At 34.1% G+C, this 15,262-nt stretch carries 22 protein-coding genes and 1 pseudogene; 18 read left to right on the top strand and 5 right to left on the bottom strand.

The genetic code is table 11. The features are described 5' to 3' along the window. The first annotated feature begins 95 nt into the window (after positions 1-95). Positions 96-998, top strand: a complete 903-nt coding sequence (gene dpaA / locus PLX19_RS08720) for a dipicolinic acid synthetase subunit A (RefSeq protein ID WP_272188130.1) — start codon at positions 96-98, stop codon at positions 996-998. Continuing rightward, positions 995-1,420: pseudogene (gene dpaB, locus PLX19_RS08715) on the top strand (dipicolinate synthase subunit B); the annotation flags it as partial. The gene dpaA and the pseudogene dpaB, both read left to right, overlap by 4 nt. 32 nt (positions 1,421-1,452) lie before the next feature. On the opposite strand, the gene PLX19_RS08710 reads toward dpaB, so the two are convergent. From PLX19_RS08710 to PLX19_RS08695, 4 genes are all read right to left on the bottom strand, one after another. Next, positions 1,453-3,000: a recombinase family protein gene (locus tag PLX19_RS08710; protein WP_272188129.1), complete on the bottom strand. Its 1,548-nt coding sequence runs from the start codon at positions 2,998-3,000 to the stop codon at positions 1,453-1,455. Between the two features lie 95 nt (positions 3,001-3,095). Continuing rightward, positions 3,096-3,845, bottom strand: coding sequence for a hypothetical protein (locus tag PLX19_RS08705; protein ID WP_272188128.1), 750 nt, complete (start codon positions 3,843-3,845; stop codon positions 3,096-3,098). A gap of 75 nt (positions 3,846-3,920) precedes the next feature. Beyond that, on the bottom strand, positions 3,921-4,376 hold the full coding sequence (locus PLX19_RS08700; protein WP_272188127.1) for an ImmA/IrrE family metallo-endopeptidase: 456 nt from the start codon (positions 4,374-4,376) through the stop codon (positions 3,921-3,923). A 12-nt stretch (positions 4,377-4,388) separates the two neighbouring features. Continuing rightward, positions 4,389-4,808 (bottom strand): helix-turn-helix domain-containing protein, encoded by a 420-nt coding sequence (locus PLX19_RS08695; protein ID WP_272188126.1) that lies wholly within the window; start codon positions 4,806-4,808, stop codon positions 4,389-4,391. A gap of 169 nt (positions 4,809-4,977) precedes the next feature. On the opposite strand from PLX19_RS08695, the gene PLX19_RS08690 reads away from it, so the two are divergent. The 11 genes from PLX19_RS08690 to PLX19_RS08640 all read left to right on the top strand — a co-directional run bounded on the left by PLX19_RS08690 (position 4,978) and on the right by PLX19_RS08640 (position 10,863). Further along, positions 4,978-5,169: a helix-turn-helix domain-containing protein gene (locus PLX19_RS08690; RefSeq protein ID WP_272188125.1), complete on the top strand. Its 192-nt coding sequence runs from the start codon at positions 4,978-4,980 to the stop codon at positions 5,167-5,169. Positions 5,170-5,232: 63 nt separating this feature from the next. Next, complete coding sequence (locus PLX19_RS08685) at positions 5,233-5,481, top strand: hypothetical protein (protein WP_272188124.1); 249 nt, start codon at positions 5,233-5,235, stop codon at positions 5,479-5,481. Positions 5,482-5,571: 90 nt separating this feature from the next. Further along, positions 5,572-6,159 carry a sporulation sigma factor-processing peptidase gene (locus PLX19_RS08680; RefSeq protein ID WP_272188123.1) on the top strand — a complete coding sequence of 196 codons (588 nt, stop codon included), beginning with the start codon at positions 5,572-5,574 and terminating at the stop codon, positions 6,157-6,159. Between the two features lie 13 nt (positions 6,160-6,172). Then, on the top strand, positions 6,173-6,394 hold the full coding sequence (locus PLX19_RS08675; RefSeq protein ID WP_272188122.1) for an RNA polymerase subunit sigma: 222 nt from the start codon (positions 6,173-6,175) through the stop codon (positions 6,392-6,394). A 188-nt stretch (positions 6,395-6,582) separates the two neighbouring features. After that, positions 6,583-6,867, top strand: a complete 285-nt coding sequence (locus PLX19_RS08670; RefSeq protein ID WP_272188121.1) for a hypothetical protein — start codon at positions 6,583-6,585, stop codon at positions 6,865-6,867. Between the two features lie 100 nt (positions 6,868-6,967). Continuing rightward, positions 6,968-7,144, top strand: coding sequence for a hypothetical protein (locus PLX19_RS08665; protein ID WP_272188120.1), 177 nt, complete (start codon positions 6,968-6,970; stop codon positions 7,142-7,144). Position 7,145: 1 nt separating this feature from the next. Then, positions 7,146-8,078, top strand: coding sequence for a DnaD domain-containing protein (locus tag PLX19_RS08660; protein ID WP_272188119.1), 933 nt, complete (start codon positions 7,146-7,148; stop codon positions 8,076-8,078). After that, a complete protein-coding gene (gene dnaB, locus PLX19_RS08655; protein WP_272188118.1) occupies positions 8,075-9,406 on the top strand; it encodes a replicative DNA helicase in 1,332 nt (443 codons plus the stop codon). The genes PLX19_RS08660 and dnaB overlap by 4 nt, the downstream gene beginning before the upstream one ends. Before the next feature lie 35 nt (positions 9,407-9,441). Next, a complete protein-coding gene (locus PLX19_RS08650) occupies positions 9,442-9,804 on the top strand; it encodes a cell division protein SepF (RefSeq protein WP_272188117.1) in 363 nt (120 codons plus the stop codon). Between the two features lie 79 nt (positions 9,805-9,883). After that, a complete protein-coding gene (locus PLX19_RS08645; protein ID WP_272188116.1) occupies positions 9,884-10,075 on the top strand; it encodes a DUF3954 domain-containing protein in 192 nt (63 codons plus the stop codon). Between the two features lie 44 nt (positions 10,076-10,119). Further along, positions 10,120-10,863 carry a hypothetical protein gene (locus tag PLX19_RS08640; protein WP_272188115.1) on the top strand — a complete coding sequence of 248 codons (744 nt, stop codon included), beginning with the start codon at positions 10,120-10,122 and terminating at the stop codon, positions 10,861-10,863. Between the two features lie 294 nt (positions 10,864-11,157). On the opposite strand, the gene PLX19_RS08635 is transcribed toward PLX19_RS08640, so the two are convergent. Then, positions 11,158-11,469, bottom strand: a complete 312-nt coding sequence (locus PLX19_RS08635; protein ID WP_272188114.1) for a hypothetical protein — start codon at positions 11,467-11,469, stop codon at positions 11,158-11,160. 237 nt (positions 11,470-11,706) lie between these two features. On the opposite strand from PLX19_RS08635, the gene PLX19_RS08630 reads away from it, so the two are divergent. From PLX19_RS08630 to PLX19_RS08610, 5 genes are all read left to right on the top strand, one after another. Further along, a complete protein-coding gene (locus PLX19_RS08630) occupies positions 11,707-12,210 on the top strand; it encodes a MepB family protein (protein WP_272188113.1) in 504 nt (167 codons plus the stop codon). 295 nt (positions 12,211-12,505) lie between these two features. Beyond that, on the top strand, positions 12,506-12,970 hold the full coding sequence (locus tag PLX19_RS08625) for an ArpU family phage packaging/lysis transcriptional regulator (RefSeq protein ID WP_272188112.1): 465 nt from the start codon (positions 12,506-12,508) through the stop codon (positions 12,968-12,970). Then, a complete protein-coding gene (locus PLX19_RS08620; RefSeq protein ID WP_272188111.1) occupies positions 12,970-13,512 on the top strand; it encodes a site-specific integrase in 543 nt (180 codons plus the stop codon). The genes PLX19_RS08625 and PLX19_RS08620 overlap by 1 nt, the downstream gene beginning before the upstream one ends. 166 nt (positions 13,513-13,678) lie before the next feature. Continuing rightward, entirely contained in the window at positions 13,679-13,954 is a 276-nt protein-coding gene (locus tag PLX19_RS08615; RefSeq protein ID WP_272188110.1) for a stage V sporulation protein S, read from the top strand. Between the two features lie 354 nt (positions 13,955-14,308). Continuing rightward, the gene (locus PLX19_RS08610; RefSeq protein WP_272188109.1) at positions 14,309-15,151 is read left to right on the top strand and encodes a hypothetical protein; all 843 of its coding nucleotides are present in this window, start codon (positions 14,309-14,311) and stop codon (positions 15,149-15,151) included. The last annotated feature ends 111 nt before the right edge of the window (positions 15,152-15,262 follow it).

Genomic DNA, 15,262 nt, shown 5'->3' with positions numbered 1-15,262 from the left:
AATCACCTTATACTCGTACATTACATATGATGTGGAGGAAAACGAAAAAGTAGGCACTTTTCTTATATTGAGAGAAAAAGAAGGTGAAGAAAAGAATGTTGACTGATACTCATATCGCTGTCATAGGAGGAGATGCAAGGCAGCTTGAAGTCATTCGTAAGCTAGTTGAGCTTGATGCAAAACTCTCATTAGTAGGCTTTGATCAGTTGGATCATGGGTTTACAGGATCAGCAAAAGAGAGTATGCAAAATCTCGATTTTACTTCTTTAGACGCCATTATTTTGCCGGTAGCTGGAACTGATGCAAACGGAAAGATTGATACAATTTTTTCTAATGCAAAAGTTATGATTACAAAAGAGCAGATTGAAAATACACCAGCACATTTTACGATATATTCAGGTATTAGCAACACTTACTTAGATACAATTGCTTCTTCAACGAATCGAAAACTTGTCAAATTGTTTGATCGTGATGATGTAGCGATTTATAACTCAATACCAACTGTTGAAGGGACTATAATGATGGTTATTCAACATACCGATTATACAATTCATGGGTCTACGGTAATGGTATTAGGTTTTGGGAGAACTGGAATGAGTGTAGCAAGAGCATTTCAGTCACTAGGAGCGAAAGTGAAAGTAGGTGCTCGGCGATCTGAACATATTGCTCGTATTACAGAGATGACATTTACGCCATTTCAAATGCGAGATATAGAGCAAGAAGTACAGGATGTTGACATTGTTATTAATACAATTCCCCATCTTGTTGTAACGGCAAGTGCCATTTCAAAAATGCCTGCTCATACATTAATTATTGATTTAGCCTCTAAACCGGGAGGGACAGACTTCCGCTATGCAGAAAAGCGAGGAATTAAGGCTTTGTTAGCGCCTGGACTTCCAGGGATTGTTGCACCAAAAACAGCAGGACAAATACTTGCAAATGTCCTTTCTAATTTATTAATGGCAGATGTAGACGTAAGAAAGGAGAATAAAAAATGAGTGTAAAAGGTAAACGAATTGGTTTTGGATTAACAGGATCACATTGTACCTATGCAGAAGTCATGCCACACTTAGAAAAACTTGTTGCGGATGGAGCGGAAGTACGCCCTGTTGTATCGTATACATTACAAACGACAAACACAAGATTTGGTGAAGGTGCAGAGTGGATTGAAAAGATAGAAGCTATTACAGGTTATAAAGTAATTGATTCTATTGTGAAGGCAGAGCCGCTTGGTCCGAAAATTCCATTGGATTGTATGGTTATAGCACCATTAACAGGAAATACAATGAGTAAATTTGCGAATGCTATGACAGATTCACCTGTATTAATGGCTGCTAAAGCCACCCTGCGAAATGGTAAACCTGTTGTATTAGCTGTTTCAACGAACGATGCTCTTGGATTAAATGGCGTGAACCTAATTACACCAACAAGGTGACGACAAAGAGGGAACCCTTATTTGTCGCCATCTTGAGGGAGCTTAGGGTAAAGCACAAGTTCGAAATCATCGAGTCTTTGCCACTTTTCCTTCTTGTAAACAGCCTTTTCTAAAACCGACTTTAGGAGGCTGTTTTTCTTTTTCGGATTATCTGTTTTGAAGTATAGATCAAGAACATGCTCTACTTGAGGGATTGTATCTTTCTTCACTTTTTCCTTTTTTATTTCAGTTTTAATTTCCTTCTTTAAGTTTTCCATCGTGGAAGTAATTTCATTGATACGATCAGAAACAACATTCGAACGTTCTAAAAACATATCAACAGTATAAACGCCACGCTCTAATAAGTCGTGTAAATTACTTTTTTGTTTTTGGACATCCACTAATTCTTTTTCAAGTTTTCGTAATGCAATTTCATTCATTTGAATAATTTGCGTTTCTTTCAATTTATCATCTTGCTTATGTTTTTCGAAATCAGCTTTATAATTGATGTACCATTCTTTTAATGCCTCTAACAAACGCTTCTCAATCAACTCTGTATAACTTGATTTATTTTCACAACCACGATGTTTACAATCCATTGTATGTTTTCGATTCTTTGGATACCGTTGTACCATACTGTATCCGCATTTTCCGCATCGAATAATCCCAGCTAGTGGATTCGTTAATCCATGTGTATTATAAGGAATATGATATCTGGTATTTAATTTCTCCTGTACCTTTTCAAATAAGCTTTCTGAGATGATAGGCTCATGTTTTCCATCAGCAATAATCCACTCTGATTTATCTTGCCTTGTATTACTACGTTTTACAGTATCAGGGCGTTTTACTTCTTTTCGTTTTTGCCATGTGACCTTGCCAATATAAATATGATTTTTTAACATATCCAATATACTGTACGGGTTCCAATCATTACCTAACTTGCTTTTGTAGCCAAGCTCATTTAATTTACGCATAATTGCATTTGCACCCATATCTTCATTGGCATACCACTCAAATATCATTCTTACGACAGATGCTTCTTCTGAATTGATTACTAACGTGCGTTCACGTTTATTTAAGCGATGGATATCATATCCGTAAGGTGCATGTGTACCGAGATAATTACCAGCCTCCACACTTGCGACACGTCCTCGTTGCATACGGCGTGTAATAATCTTTAATTCTTTACGTGCCATAAACGCCTCAAATTCGCTGTATTCTTCGTCCCACTCATCATTAAGGTCATAAGTCTTCCTTGGCGTCATAATCTTCGTATTCGAGCGTTTAAACGTCTCTAAAATGATTCCTTGTTCTTTCATGCCACCGCGACCTAAACGGTCCATATCCATACAAAGAACAACATCATACTTGTTATCTTCAATTTCTTCAAGCAGAGCTAACATTTCAGGGCGTTTCACTAAGCTCTCGCCGGAAATAATTTCTTCACGGACAGATAAAACATTTAAGTTCATTTCCTTGGCAATTTTCAGCAGGGTAGTCCGGTGCTTAGCTAACGTTTCACCTTCGCCTCGCGCTTCGGCTTCGAGATCGGCACGGGATTTTCTTAGGTAGATTGCGGTTTTCATGGTTAGACCTCCTTGTTATTAGTTTATTATACGAAAAGTAAATAAATAGAAGAAGTAAAAAGAAAAGCTCCTAAGAAGGAGCTAGGGGATTCTTATCATTTATGGTGCGGACGTTTTTTTATCTTTTCATATTTTAGATATACTTCAGACGAGAAGTTAAACACATAAAATACGTTCTCCTTTGATTCATCATCAAAGGAACATACGGTTCTGTTTTCATCGAGTGTATACTTATGTATAATTTTTCGATTCTGTAAATCTTCATCTGATAGAATAGTGATCACAAATTTAGGTTGATTGAAACTTCTATATTGAAACAAAGTTATAACATAAAAAGCACTCACCAGCAAAGGTATACATATAGTTAACAAGATTTGCTCAATGCTATTCCACTCAATAAGTTTCTTAAATAAAATACTATAAAAAGGAATACTAAAAATGATATGTGAAAAAATAAGCCATTTAATAATACGGAAACGTTTGTTACTTTTGGTACTTTTAATAAAATAAATGATTGGAACCATTAAAAAAAACCATAAAAGACCACTTATTAATTTGAATATTGAAAATTCATTTGGGGTAAGATTAATAAACAAATTAGATATAAAATCAAAAATAAAAATAGATGGCCATATAAATGCAACACAATAAATTAAAATTGTTCCTAGGATAAAATCGAAAATATTTAGAACAGCCCGTGAAACTTTAGTAAAGAAGAGTTTATCAAAATCACTTGTAGTGGTGAGAATAATAAAGTTTTTTAATATTATTCCCACGGCGGATACTATAGTTACGATAGCAGCAACGTTTTTTAATATACCGTCATTTATTAAATTTGAAAGCACTAAGCTTCTCTCCTTTGATAGTTACTATCCCCCACATATCTTTAAAGTCCCATCTTACCCTACTTTCGGTAAAGATTAATTTTTGTAATACCCTTGAGTGGGAGCGTACGTTTTTAGACGTGCAAATCCTTCTGGAACTCCATGAATTTCCGCAACTTCTTGAATAGACAAACGAGTATTTTCATAGGCAGAAACCATTTCATCCGTTAGTAACAACTCCACAGCAAATGTATTTGCCTCAATTTCCAGTCGTTCTATAGAAAAAAAGGTTTGGTTACGTAAGAATGGAGTATTCGCTTTTGGATGAAGCAAAGCGTGTCCTAATTCATGAGCACACACAAAGCGTTGAGTAACTTCATCGATTTTATTATTAATATGAATGAATTTAAATCGTTTATATGTGTTGTAAAAACCAAGAGTATTCCCAAGGTCTTCAAACAACACTATAATATTTTTTCGTCTAGCAATTTCAAATGGGTTTGTTGTTTCATGCTTTTCTGCGATTTTGAGTGCATATTCTTTAATTTCCATTTCTCGCTCCGTTCAATCTTTTTTATACTTGTTTGGAGTGAATTTTTGTTTTGCTAATTGTTTTGCCATGCGCATGGAGTTTTCGAGAGAGATGCGAATCATTTCTTTTGTGTGTTCGTCTATAGGCTCTCCATCAAACATCAATGCGTCCTCACTATTTTCTAATTCCTCAAGTGTTTTTTCTAAATCACGCGCAATATCACGCTCTTCTTTTTTTGTAAGTGAAGATAAGCTTTTGAGCCTTCCTAATAATTCATCTGTAGACACTTCGTATAAATCAGCTAATTTTCCTAAAGTTGTTGTATCTGGATCACGATAGTCACGTTCATAATTTGAAAGGACCGTATTTGTGATGCCTATTTTTTCAGCAACATACTTTTGAGACCAGTTTCGTTTGTCTCTTTCTTTTTTTAATCTATATCCTAGAGTCATAATTTACCCTCCCATCCTTCGATTTAACTTTTCGTTAATTATTTTATCAACATTTCACGTTATGTGAAACTTTATTCACTAAAAGTTGAACAAATCATTGACTTCCACGTAACGTGGAATTATTATTAGTACATAAGGTTCACGTAACGTGGAATGAGGTGGTGTTAAATTGGAAATTAATCAAAAAATACGTGAGTTAAGAATTGCTAAAGGGATTTTGCAAGTTTTTATTGCTAAAGAGCTAAATATTTCTGTATCAGCTTATAACATGAAAGAGACAGGAAAACGTTCGTTTAAAGCGCAAGAATTAAAATGTGTAGCAAAGGCATTAAATGAACAACCATCAATTTTTTTTGAGTGAAAAATCCACGTAAAGTGGAATTGGTGAGCGCAATAGTGCTACATAGAAAAAGAAGGTGAGCAAATGTCAACAATTCAAATGGCCGTACCAACAGATCAGCAGCATACAAATATAAAAAGCACTTCAAGAGGTGACACCATGAGCCAACAGGAGGAATATGCAGCGACTTATGAATTTGGAAAAACGAAAGTCCATGTCGTGGCTCCTGAACCTAAATCACAAAAGGATATTGATAAAATCCTTCAAGCATATTACAAGGCTGGTTGGGCCATCATCAAAGAAATGCAAGTGAAAGAAAATACTGAGGAATAGCTCCTCTCTTTTTACATAAAAAATAGACAAGTTACGTATGTATTAAATTCATTGTAACCATTTGAAAACTAAATAGGGAGGCGAACAAATATGGGAACAAGCATATACTGCAATTCAGCAATAGGGGAATTGTTACAGAATGCTAGAGAATGTTGTGACAATGTCCATCTAAAAACTAAGAAAGGCCTATCTAAGTACCTTGGCATTACACATGAACGATTGACTCGTATTGAATCTGGACTTTCTAAACCAGAATTCGAGCTTGCGATGGATTGGTGCCACGCAACAGGGGCAAAGTTGAATCAACAAGCAATTAAACATATTTATGGTGTTGGTTTACCACCTACAGATCCACGTTTAACTCAAGATGTGAATTTACAATTGATGAACTATATCAAACAAGCTGAGGAAGGCATTACAGCAGCCAAAGAAATTATGAGCTTGCAAGTTACAACAAGATCATGGCAGCTCGATGAAAAGAAGAAACATGAATACGTAGTTCATGCAAAAGAAATCTTCGATACAATCCAAGCTACTCAATGTGTAGTACAAGCTTTGGAACAAGTACATTTTGGCATTATGGAACAAATACAAAGAAGCTGGTTGCAAAAGGCTATGACAGAAAACGTTATTATTCAATCGGTGGATAGCTTAATGACTTTAACAAAAGTGTTGTAAAGGAGGAAGAAAAATGACAGTAGATTATAAGAAACCAAGTTTAAGAGAATATAAGGAATTAATTCGCTATGATGCAAAACTAACTGGTGAAATCAAAATAGCGAAAACATTTGGTGATGATGCAAAATCAGTTGAATTAAAGCAAGTGAAGAAGTTAGTGGGGATTCGAATCAAAATCATCGAAGCATCATTCATTTTAAAACATAAATGGGCAAAAGAAAAAGCTACCGCCTAGGAAACAGTAGCTCTGAAACAATTTGATAAAGCAATTATAGCATTCTATTAATCATTTGGACAAGCACTGTGCTTGTCGTTATGACCAGAAAGGGTTGTTACCCCATCCCCTTACCTTAAAAATGATTCTCCTTTCTGGTTGTAACGATGCGTACAGCATCAAATTTAAATAGAGAAGATGTGTGAATTATGACAACTAAATATGATCGTCTACATGATCTTGTTCTCCCGGGAGATTTTTCGTTTGCGAATAAGCTCCATGATTGTATGATTGCGAGCATTCATAACATGTTTAACGCCAAATCAGTTGAAGAATCAAATCGTTGGGAAGAAGAATTAGATCGATGTGTAAAAGAGTTTAAAATGCTTCGTGATGCGAAAGAAGAACATGAAGAATTCAAAAGTTACCGTGTGGTAATTAAAGGGCTTCAAGCGAATGGAGTTAATGCTTCTTTAGTGAAGAGAAAGAAATAAAAAATCTACCGCTTTGCAGAGCGATAGATAAATAGCTTTCAAAAATTAAGTTAGGGTAATTATACCAAATTAAAGGCTGGATAACAATGGAGGGTGTTGCATGCTTTTAGACAAGAAAATACATAGAGTGTTGCTGAATCCTACGATATTTCAGCAATCGACATCAAAGCAACATCTCATTCATTTAGTACAGCAGTATCTCGCAAAAGGATATAAGAATTATCGCTTATTACGTATAGAAGATGGATTTGCGATATGTAAACAGGAGGATGAATAACATGGCAGTTTATAGACAAGTACAAGTTTCATTTTGGCAGGATGCAAAGGTTATTGAGGAAATGACTCCAGAAGATAAGTTGTTTAATCTGTATCTTCTTACAAATCCACGTACTACACAAATTGGCGTATACCAAATTACGAAAAAGCAAATGGCTTTTGATTTAGGATACTCCATGGAAAGTATTAATTCACTCTTAGATCGTTTTGAAAAGCATCATAAATTAGTTAAGTATAATCCAGAAACACGAGAATTAGCGATTATCAACTGGGGAAAATACAACCTTAATAGAGGTGGTAAACCGATTGAGGATTGTATCCGTAAAGAATTAGATGGAGTATCAGATGTCAGTCTGGTCGGTTTAGTTGCACAAAAAGTTAAAAACGAAAAAATTCGTTCCATTTTCGAAGAATTTCTTGTTGCTAACGATACGTCCGACGATACGTCAACGACAGGTGGGCAAGAAGAAAAAGAAAAAGAAGAAGAAAAAGAACAACAACAAGAAGAACGCGCGAGCGCGGAAGAAGTTGTTGAAGTTAATCCAATTTCTTTTTACGAACAAAACTTCGGATTTATTACACCTTTTATCGCAGAAGGTATTCATGCTTGGATAGATGACCTTAATGCAGAGCTTGTTGTTAAGGCAATGGAAATCGCTTTAGAGAAAAATACTAGAAATATGTCTTACGTAAATACAATTTTACGAGATTGGCACCTTAAAGGTCTAAAGACAGTAGCTGATGTCGAGGCGGCCGATAAAGCATTTCGCGCTAAGAAAACAGCACCAGTGAAGCAACAACCAAATTATCAACAAAAAGGTTTATCTGAATCAACTAAGCAAGTATTGCAACAACAAGAGTCTTGGCAACAAAATGCACCTACCGATGAAGAACTTGCAGCGCTTAATCAACAGAATGGATGGATGATGCAATGAGTAACGAAATCATTCGCAATATAGAAGCCGAACAAAGTGTTTTAGGTAGCATCCTTCTTGAAGGTGATTTAATTAAAGATTGTCAGTTAAGAGAAAAACAATTTTCACATCCAGCACATCAAATTGTTTTTAAAGCTATGAAGGAATTAGATGATGCTGAGAGCCCAATAGATCTTGTATCAATAATTGCTAAATTTGATGAAACCTTTATCCAACAAATTGGCGGTGTAGAGTTTTTTGTTAATTTAACTGAGGTAGTTTCAACAACAAAGAATTTTTCTTATCACGAAGGTCTAGTTATCGAAGCTTGGAAAATGAGGCACGCTCAAGAAGTAGTTGTCAATTTATATAACAATCTTAAAAATGACAAGGATATTAGCGCGATTAGTAACACAATTGATGAGTTGAATGCCATTGAGGAGACAGGATATGCAGGTGAATTTGATTTAAGAGGAACTCTTGTAGAGTTATATCAAAAAATGCAGATTGATGTTGGTGATTTAACAGGTATAAATACTGGTTACAATGACTTGAATAGAATGACCTCTGGATTACAGGAAGGTGATTTAATCATTGTTGGCGGACGTCCATCCATGGGGAAAACCGCATTTGTGTTAAACATCGCGTATAATGCAGCAAGTTCAGATACAGCGACAGGAATATTTTCACTAGAGATGGGAGAAGAACAATTACTTAAGCGTATGATCTCAAGCGCTGGAAACGTTGATGCAACAAAAATGAAGAACCCTAAAAAACTATGTAACATCAAGGACTGGGAAAAGATTAGTCAAGCGATGGGACTAATTAATAACTTGCCGCTAGAAATATATGATAAGCCAAATGTAACAATGCAAGAAATTTATGCAAAGACAAGAAAATTAAAACGTAAATATCCAAATAAAAAGGTATTAATAGCAATCGATTATCTACAACTTATCATGGGTGATCCAAAACATAAAGGAAGCCGTATGCAAGAAATTGGTGAGATTAGCCGCAAGTTGAAATTGATGGCCAGGGAATTAAAAGTTTGTGTAATTGCATTATCACAGTTAAGTCGTGCTGTTGAAAATAGACAAGATAAGCGGCCGTTGTTATCTGATTTACGTGAGACTGGACAAATCGAGCAAGACGCGGATTTGATCGCATTCCTATACCGTGAAGATTATTACGATGCAGAAACAGTTAATAAAAATGTAACTGAAATTATTCTAGCTAAACAGAGAAACGGCCCTGTAGGCGTTGTAGAACTGGCTTCTATTAAAGAGTTTAGTAAGTTTATCAATCTTGAACGTAGATTTGATAACGAATCTAGGCAGGAGGCACAGTGATGCTGTGATGATGAGAAGGGAAAAGGGTGGGACATATGCCAAAGCAGTTAACAATCTTTGATGTCGAACGAGTATCTGAATTTAATATCAAGAGAGCTAAAGTTCAATATTCAAGCTCTCAAGTGCGTTATGTAGATGTAATTGTTCAAGTTCCACGTAGAGTTAAGGCAACTGATGAGTTGAAACAAACAACCACATATGACGAAAAGTACGAACTGTTTGAGGATTATACAATTGGAATTTGGCGATATAAGCGGGCGGAAGATCAGCGCTTTGGTTGGGAGAAAGCTGAAGAATTATGTAAGCAAGCAAGGGATAATAAACAACCGATTCCAATACGGCTTTACTTGTCAGTGGAACAAACATTTATTCCAGAAGATGTTGTGCAGTATTTATGAGATTACACAAAATAAAAAAAGCCGAGATTGCTCCCGACTTACTCCGTTAAAGTAATTATAGCATACGGGAGTGGTTTCGGTGGGGATTATTAAAGAAAATATTGCAGAAATGAAAGCTGAAATAGATTTAAAAGAAAACAAGATTTATGTAGTGAAAGATGGACAAATTCATGAGATAGATCCACCGAATAGCGGACACGGTGAACAATCATTTGTATATAAAAATGGAAAAGTAACTCGCGTTGATGAGCGGAAAACACAGTTACTTTGATACCAAATTTGAATAAAAAACAATAATAAAGGGAGAGAAAAGATATGAATTTAGAAAATAGCATTAAAGATGTGATTAGTAAGAAATTAGAGGATGGTACGGTTGAGAAGTTAATTGAGGAACAGTTAGAAAGAGGTATACAGAACGCATTGGAAAATCTATTCCGTTCATATGGAGATGTTACAAAAATCATTGAAGAAAAAGTGAAATCTGTTATGGTGCCATATCTAGAAAACTATGATTACTCCGAATATATTACCAAACTAGATAGCGTGTTAGTCGATGTTCTAAAAAGTTCAGCATTAGAAAACAAAAAGATAGTAAGTAACTTCAAGGAATTAATTATACCTGTATCAGAGAAATCAATTAAAGTAAGTGACCTATTTGAAAAGTGGAAGGAATACGTTGCTGAAAATGTGGAAACAGATGGATTAGAAATTGATTATGATGACGAACCTACCTATGAGTATGTAGAAGTGAGTTTTGATACGAACAGGGACGATGATAGAAGTTGGAGTTCATTTGAGTATGCTACTTTGGTGTTTGAATGTGAGCATGACGAAGATATGAACTTTGCCATTCGGTTATCGAAATATAACGGAAGAAAAGATGAAGGTTGGGATATTCGATATGATCAAACACCTGATTTGAAATCTTTAAGACACTTGAATAATTTTGAGATTTTATTAATGAATTTGACTCAAAATGGCACAACTTTAATTCTTGATGAAGAATACGGCAATGATGAAGTACAACCAGAAAAACGACCAGAAGCAATGTTTGAGTGAAGATGGCATAGATGCAGAAATGCAAAACTGAACAAAAACGCTATTTGTAAAAAAAAAATAGGGCCTGAGGTGCGCTACAGGTCCTATTAAAAAATATGTAAAACGTTAGGGTTACCTTTATATTACCAAAAATGGTAAATATATTCCATGTTTTGATTGTTGATAAATAAGGTTAGAAGGTATTAATAAATATTCTATAAGGAGAATGGATATGAAACGAATTGAAGCTAATGATTTTAATATCGTATCTTGGCTGATTGAAGAAGTAAAGCGTAAATCTGAATAAAAACTTTATTAGTATGAATCATTAACTTCTTTTATATTCGTGGAAGAGGCATCTAATAGAAGAAAAATCGCTGCTATAATATGCAAAACAATTTCTATGTAAGGAAAGAATGCAACTAGAGCTGTAAGAATGCCTATATAATTAGCATAGGTTTTCATACCTTCTTTTTTTGCTAATAAGATTGTAATGATATGCAAGGTGATTATTACAAGTAGTGGTATCCCGTGTAGGTAAGTAAGTCCCTGAAGCAAATAGCAAGAGATTAATAAAAGATGAGAGATACCTGTAGTCCATTTTAAAGCTTTTACGACTGCTTTCAAAACGAAACCTCCTAAAATAATTTATATACATATATTACCAAATGCATATAAGTTACGATAGATATTTTAACAAATTAACAGATATCACAAATTACTTAACTATTGTTCTGTTACGGGAAGATGTTTAAAGATAGCGGAAATTAACAAAAATTTCATTTTGTAGTACTTTTTCGATTCAAGTTTGAAATTTTTATGAATGTTCTTGATACACTGAAGATAAATAAAGGGGGCATTTTCATGAACAATTTTAGTAACACAATTAAAAAATTGGATAATGTGATTTACAAACCTAATAATTTACTAATCACGGACCTAAAAGAAGAAAAACAAAATTCGGAATATGCAGGAGGAATATTTCGGTTAAATAATAAAACCATACGTTTTAGGCTATCAAAAATTACTCCTAATAAGATTGGACAATTTGTTTCTTTTTGGGAGAAAAATAAAAATATGAAAAATCAGGCATTCTCTTATGAGGCGGCTCCTGACCTGTTAGTTATTACTTGTATTGATGATAATAAGTTAGGACAATTTATTTTTCCGAAAGAGGCTCTTCTAAAAGAAAAAATATTAAAAACTCAAAAGCAAAAAGGAAAGATGGCTATGAGAGTTTATCCTATTTGGGATAAACCTGTTAGTAATCAGGCTAAGAAGAGTCAAATGTGGCAACTTCATTATTTTATTGATTTAAGTGATACTGAAAATCTATTTATAGATAAATTATTAAATTTATATTCATAGGTAAATACATAATAAGAAATTTATCTTTTTTAAATCTGAATGGCTTGTATACGTAAATGTATAGGAAACTCAACAAAATAATCCTTCGAAACAAAAGGAAATAGCATTTTGACAGCTATTTAGTGTAAGTGGTATTCAACATTTGTTATTCTGAATGGTATAATAATGAAAAATTAAATATTTAGTCCTACTGGAAGAACCAGCGGACATCAAACTATAAAGAGCAGCAATCATGCTCTTTGGTTTGGTGTCCGCTTTTTTGTTTGTTATCAAATAGACAAGGAGTTTTTTATATATGGAACAATTAACATTCTTACCGAAAATTGATCGTAAAGCTACACAAGATCGCATAGAAGCAGTTCTTGAAAGTATTCGGATTTATAGACAATTTGGCATGATTAGAAATGAAATGAAAGTGACAGCTTCTTGTGAAGTGAGATATTACGGGCCAACAAATGTGGTGAGTAATCCAGCTGAAGATGTTGCTCTTGAAAATGTAGAATTGAGTAAGCGAGAAGAGAGGTTGCAGCGCCTATCTTTTCAAGTGGATAAGACATTAAGTCGTTTTAGTAAGAATCAACGGGACATAATTGTAAAACGTTACTTGGAAGATGAAGAAATCTTTGATTATATGGTTTATAACGAGATTGGAATGAGTGAACGGACATATAGACGAAATAAATCTAATGCTTTTTATAAACTTGCTTTTGCTCTTAGGTTAGAAGTTTACGAGCAAGAGGAACAGGCAGGTGGTGAGTAATGAACTTTGTTCAGCCTATCCGTGATTCAGAGAAAATACAGCAAATAAAGGATCACCTAAAAGAAAAGAGTGAAAGGAATTATATTCTGTTTGTAATGGGCATTAATACGGGTTTACGTATCAGTGATATTTTGAAACTGAAAGTTGGCGACTTAAAAGGAAGTCATATCTCAATGCGAGAAATGAAAACAGGTAAGCAGAAACGTATTCAAATTACTGCAGCATTAAGAAGAGAGTTGAAATGGTTCATTAAAGAAAGAGAGGACCATGAGTATTTGATTAAAAGCAGACAAGGTAGTAACAGGCCTATTGGGCGCAGCATGGCATATAAGATACTTAGAAATACAGCAGCAGAGTTTGGCTTAGATGAGATTGGTACACATACATTACGGAAGACATTCGGATACCATATGTACATGCAGACAAAGAATATAGCGTTGCTAATGGAGATATTCAATCATTCATCGGAAAGGGTAACGTTAAGATATATAGGTGTAAACCAAGATGCAATGGATAGAGCGATGACTAAGTTTAAGATTTAGTAATTCGCTTTTTATTTATGTAGATGGGCAGGTACAACATAAAAAGTATCGAATAAATACATTCAATAGTATTGTTTGCTTTTGATATGAATATTAGTTAAAGATACGTTAATTACATTCCAGTTAGTAACCAAAAAGGCGATTAAATAACAGAGGAGCAACTTACATGGAAAATATATTAAAAGTATCATCAAAATCAAATCCCAATTCAGTTGCAGGCGCAATTGCAGGCGTAGTAAGAGAAAGTGGTAGTGCAGAAATTCAAGGGATTGGAGCTGGCGCTATAAATCAAGCGATTAAAGCCATTGCTATTGCAAGAGGATTCGTAGCTCCTAGTGGTATTGACTTGGTTCTTATTCCAGCGTTTCAAGAGGTTTCAATCGATAATCAAGAAAAAACAGCAATCAAACTAATTGTAGGTCCTAGAAAATCTAGGTCTTAGAAGAGAGCAACAATATAAGAATATTTGAAAAGACCGATAGAAGTCGGTCTTTTTCTTTTTTTTACTTATAGTTAACCATTTTTATTGTGTTGTGTAACTCAAAATAGAAAGTCTTATAAAGTTACTGATAGCAAGTGGTTCAGCGTTTGGCTTAGTTACACAAAATATAAGATATGGGTAAGTGAAAGGGAGTAGAGTTTTAATTATATTTCATTAAAAAGTTATAAGAATTCCTTGGAGAGTATAGTGTTTTTATAAAAAAGTATCTCCGCAAGAAAGATGTAAAAAATGAAGGGATATGAATATTTTTAGGCGAATGTATAGTTGGATTTTATAAAAAAAGGGGGAATTTAATTGGATTTTAACGGAATTATGGGGAATCTTGTTGCAAGTGCAATTTATACTTTACTATGCTTTCTTGTAGCATGGATTTTTCAAACACGTCAAAAAAAGAATGAAGTAGCTGCTACCATAGTTAATCATACTCAGCATATTCAAATTATTAATTTTCCGCCACAAAAAACTACACATATAAGAACAAGTAGTAATGGAACATCTAGTGAATGGGTGATTCTTCCTATAATAGCTTTCATGCTTTTAACCTACTTATCGTTGGTTTATAAAAGCCAAATAATAAATTTTGGTTATATAACATTCTCCTTCGGTGTTATAATATCAATCTTAATAATTTACGGGGTACAAAAGGTAGTAGAAATATCTGAATTACCTATAAAAGATAAAATAGGATTGTGTTTTCCAGTTGTTTATTGGTGTATTTTCCTTGTTATTAATATTAATTTAGGCTCTCCGATAATAAATGATTCTAATATTAAAAATGTAGAACAGATTATTGTAACTGGAGGATGGAGCGGATTAGGTATTAGATTTTTTAATATTCCCAGTACTGCTAATAAAGAATTTCTGACAATCATTCTTAAGGTTTCTGGACTTGGATTACTCTATATAAGTTGGATATACATGATTAGGTTTCAATTGTCTTTTATATTAAATTGGGTTGTTAATATAAAAAATAGAGGACAAGCTAACAGTTTTATAATGGGGTTTTATAGAAGAACGTTTATTTACAATGTTAATGGATATACTTTTCTAATTATTTGTACATTATTGCTTTCTTTTGTTTTTGTAAATGGATTTATATATTTGATATTACCGAATATGCAGGAATTTAAACCGTGATAGTTTAGAAGAGCTTATACAATGGCAGATTCGTGACCGCTTTTTGACCGCAAATGTGCCGGTTGTTTTGGATTTATCATGTTATATTTGTATTGTGAGAAGTGGCGGAAA

The organism is Bacillus sp. BP-3 (genome assembly GCF_028401955.1).
Taxonomy (GTDB): domain Bacteria; phylum Bacillota; class Bacilli; order Bacillales; family Bacillaceae_G; genus Bacillus_A.
This window is presented reverse-complemented; position numbering and strand designations above follow the sequence as displayed.

Coding starts and splice junctions, on each gene's coding strand:
- PLX19_RS08700 (WP_272188127.1), bottom strand. CDS start 4,376: ATGGAAATTAAAGAATATGCACTCAAAATCGCAGAAAAGCATGAAACA.
- PLX19_RS08675 (WP_272188122.1), top strand. CDS start 6,173: ATGACAGTAGATTATAAGAAACCAAGTTTAAGAGAATATAAGGAATTA.
- PLX19_RS08615 (WP_272188110.1), top strand. CDS start 13,679: ATGGAAAATATATTAAAAGTATCATCAAAATCAAATCCCAATTCAGTT.
- PLX19_RS08620 (WP_272188111.1), top strand. CDS start 12,970: ATGAACTTTGTTCAGCCTATCCGTGATTCAGAGAAAATACAGCAAATA.
- PLX19_RS08625 (WP_272188112.1), top strand. CDS start 12,506: ATGGAACAATTAACATTCTTACCGAAAATTGATCGTAAAGCTACACAA.
- PLX19_RS08650 (WP_272188117.1), top strand. CDS start 9,442: ATGCCAAAGCAGTTAACAATCTTTGATGTCGAACGAGTATCTGAATTT.
- PLX19_RS08630 (WP_272188113.1), top strand. CDS start 11,707: ATGAACAATTTTAGTAACACAATTAAAAAATTGGATAATGTGATTTAC.
- PLX19_RS08640 (WP_272188115.1), top strand. CDS start 10,120: ATGAATTTAGAAAATAGCATTAAAGATGTGATTAGTAAGAAATTAGAG.
- dnaB (WP_272188118.1), top strand. CDS start 8,075: ATGAGTAACGAAATCATTCGCAATATAGAAGCCGAACAAAGTGTTTTA.
- PLX19_RS08665 (WP_272188120.1), top strand. CDS start 6,968: ATGCTTTTAGACAAGAAAATACATAGAGTGTTGCTGAATCCTACGATA.
- dpaA (WP_272188130.1), top strand. CDS start 96: ATGTTGACTGATACTCATATCGCTGTCATAGGAGGAGATGCAAGGCAG.
- PLX19_RS08660 (WP_272188119.1), top strand. CDS start 7,146: ATGGCAGTTTATAGACAAGTACAAGTTTCATTTTGGCAGGATGCAAAG.
- PLX19_RS08710 (WP_272188129.1), bottom strand. CDS start 3,000: ATGAAAACCGCAATCTACCTAAGAAAATCCCGTGCCGATCTCGAAGCC.
- PLX19_RS08685 (WP_272188124.1), top strand. CDS start 5,233: ATGTCAACAATTCAAATGGCCGTACCAACAGATCAGCAGCATACAAAT.
- PLX19_RS08680 (WP_272188123.1), top strand. CDS start 5,572: ATGGGAACAAGCATATACTGCAATTCAGCAATAGGGGAATTGTTACAG.
- PLX19_RS08670 (WP_272188121.1), top strand. CDS start 6,583: ATGACAACTAAATATGATCGTCTACATGATCTTGTTCTCCCGGGAGAT.
- PLX19_RS08695 (WP_272188126.1), bottom strand. CDS start 4,808: ATGACTCTAGGATATAGATTAAAAAAAGAAAGAGACAAACGAAACTGG.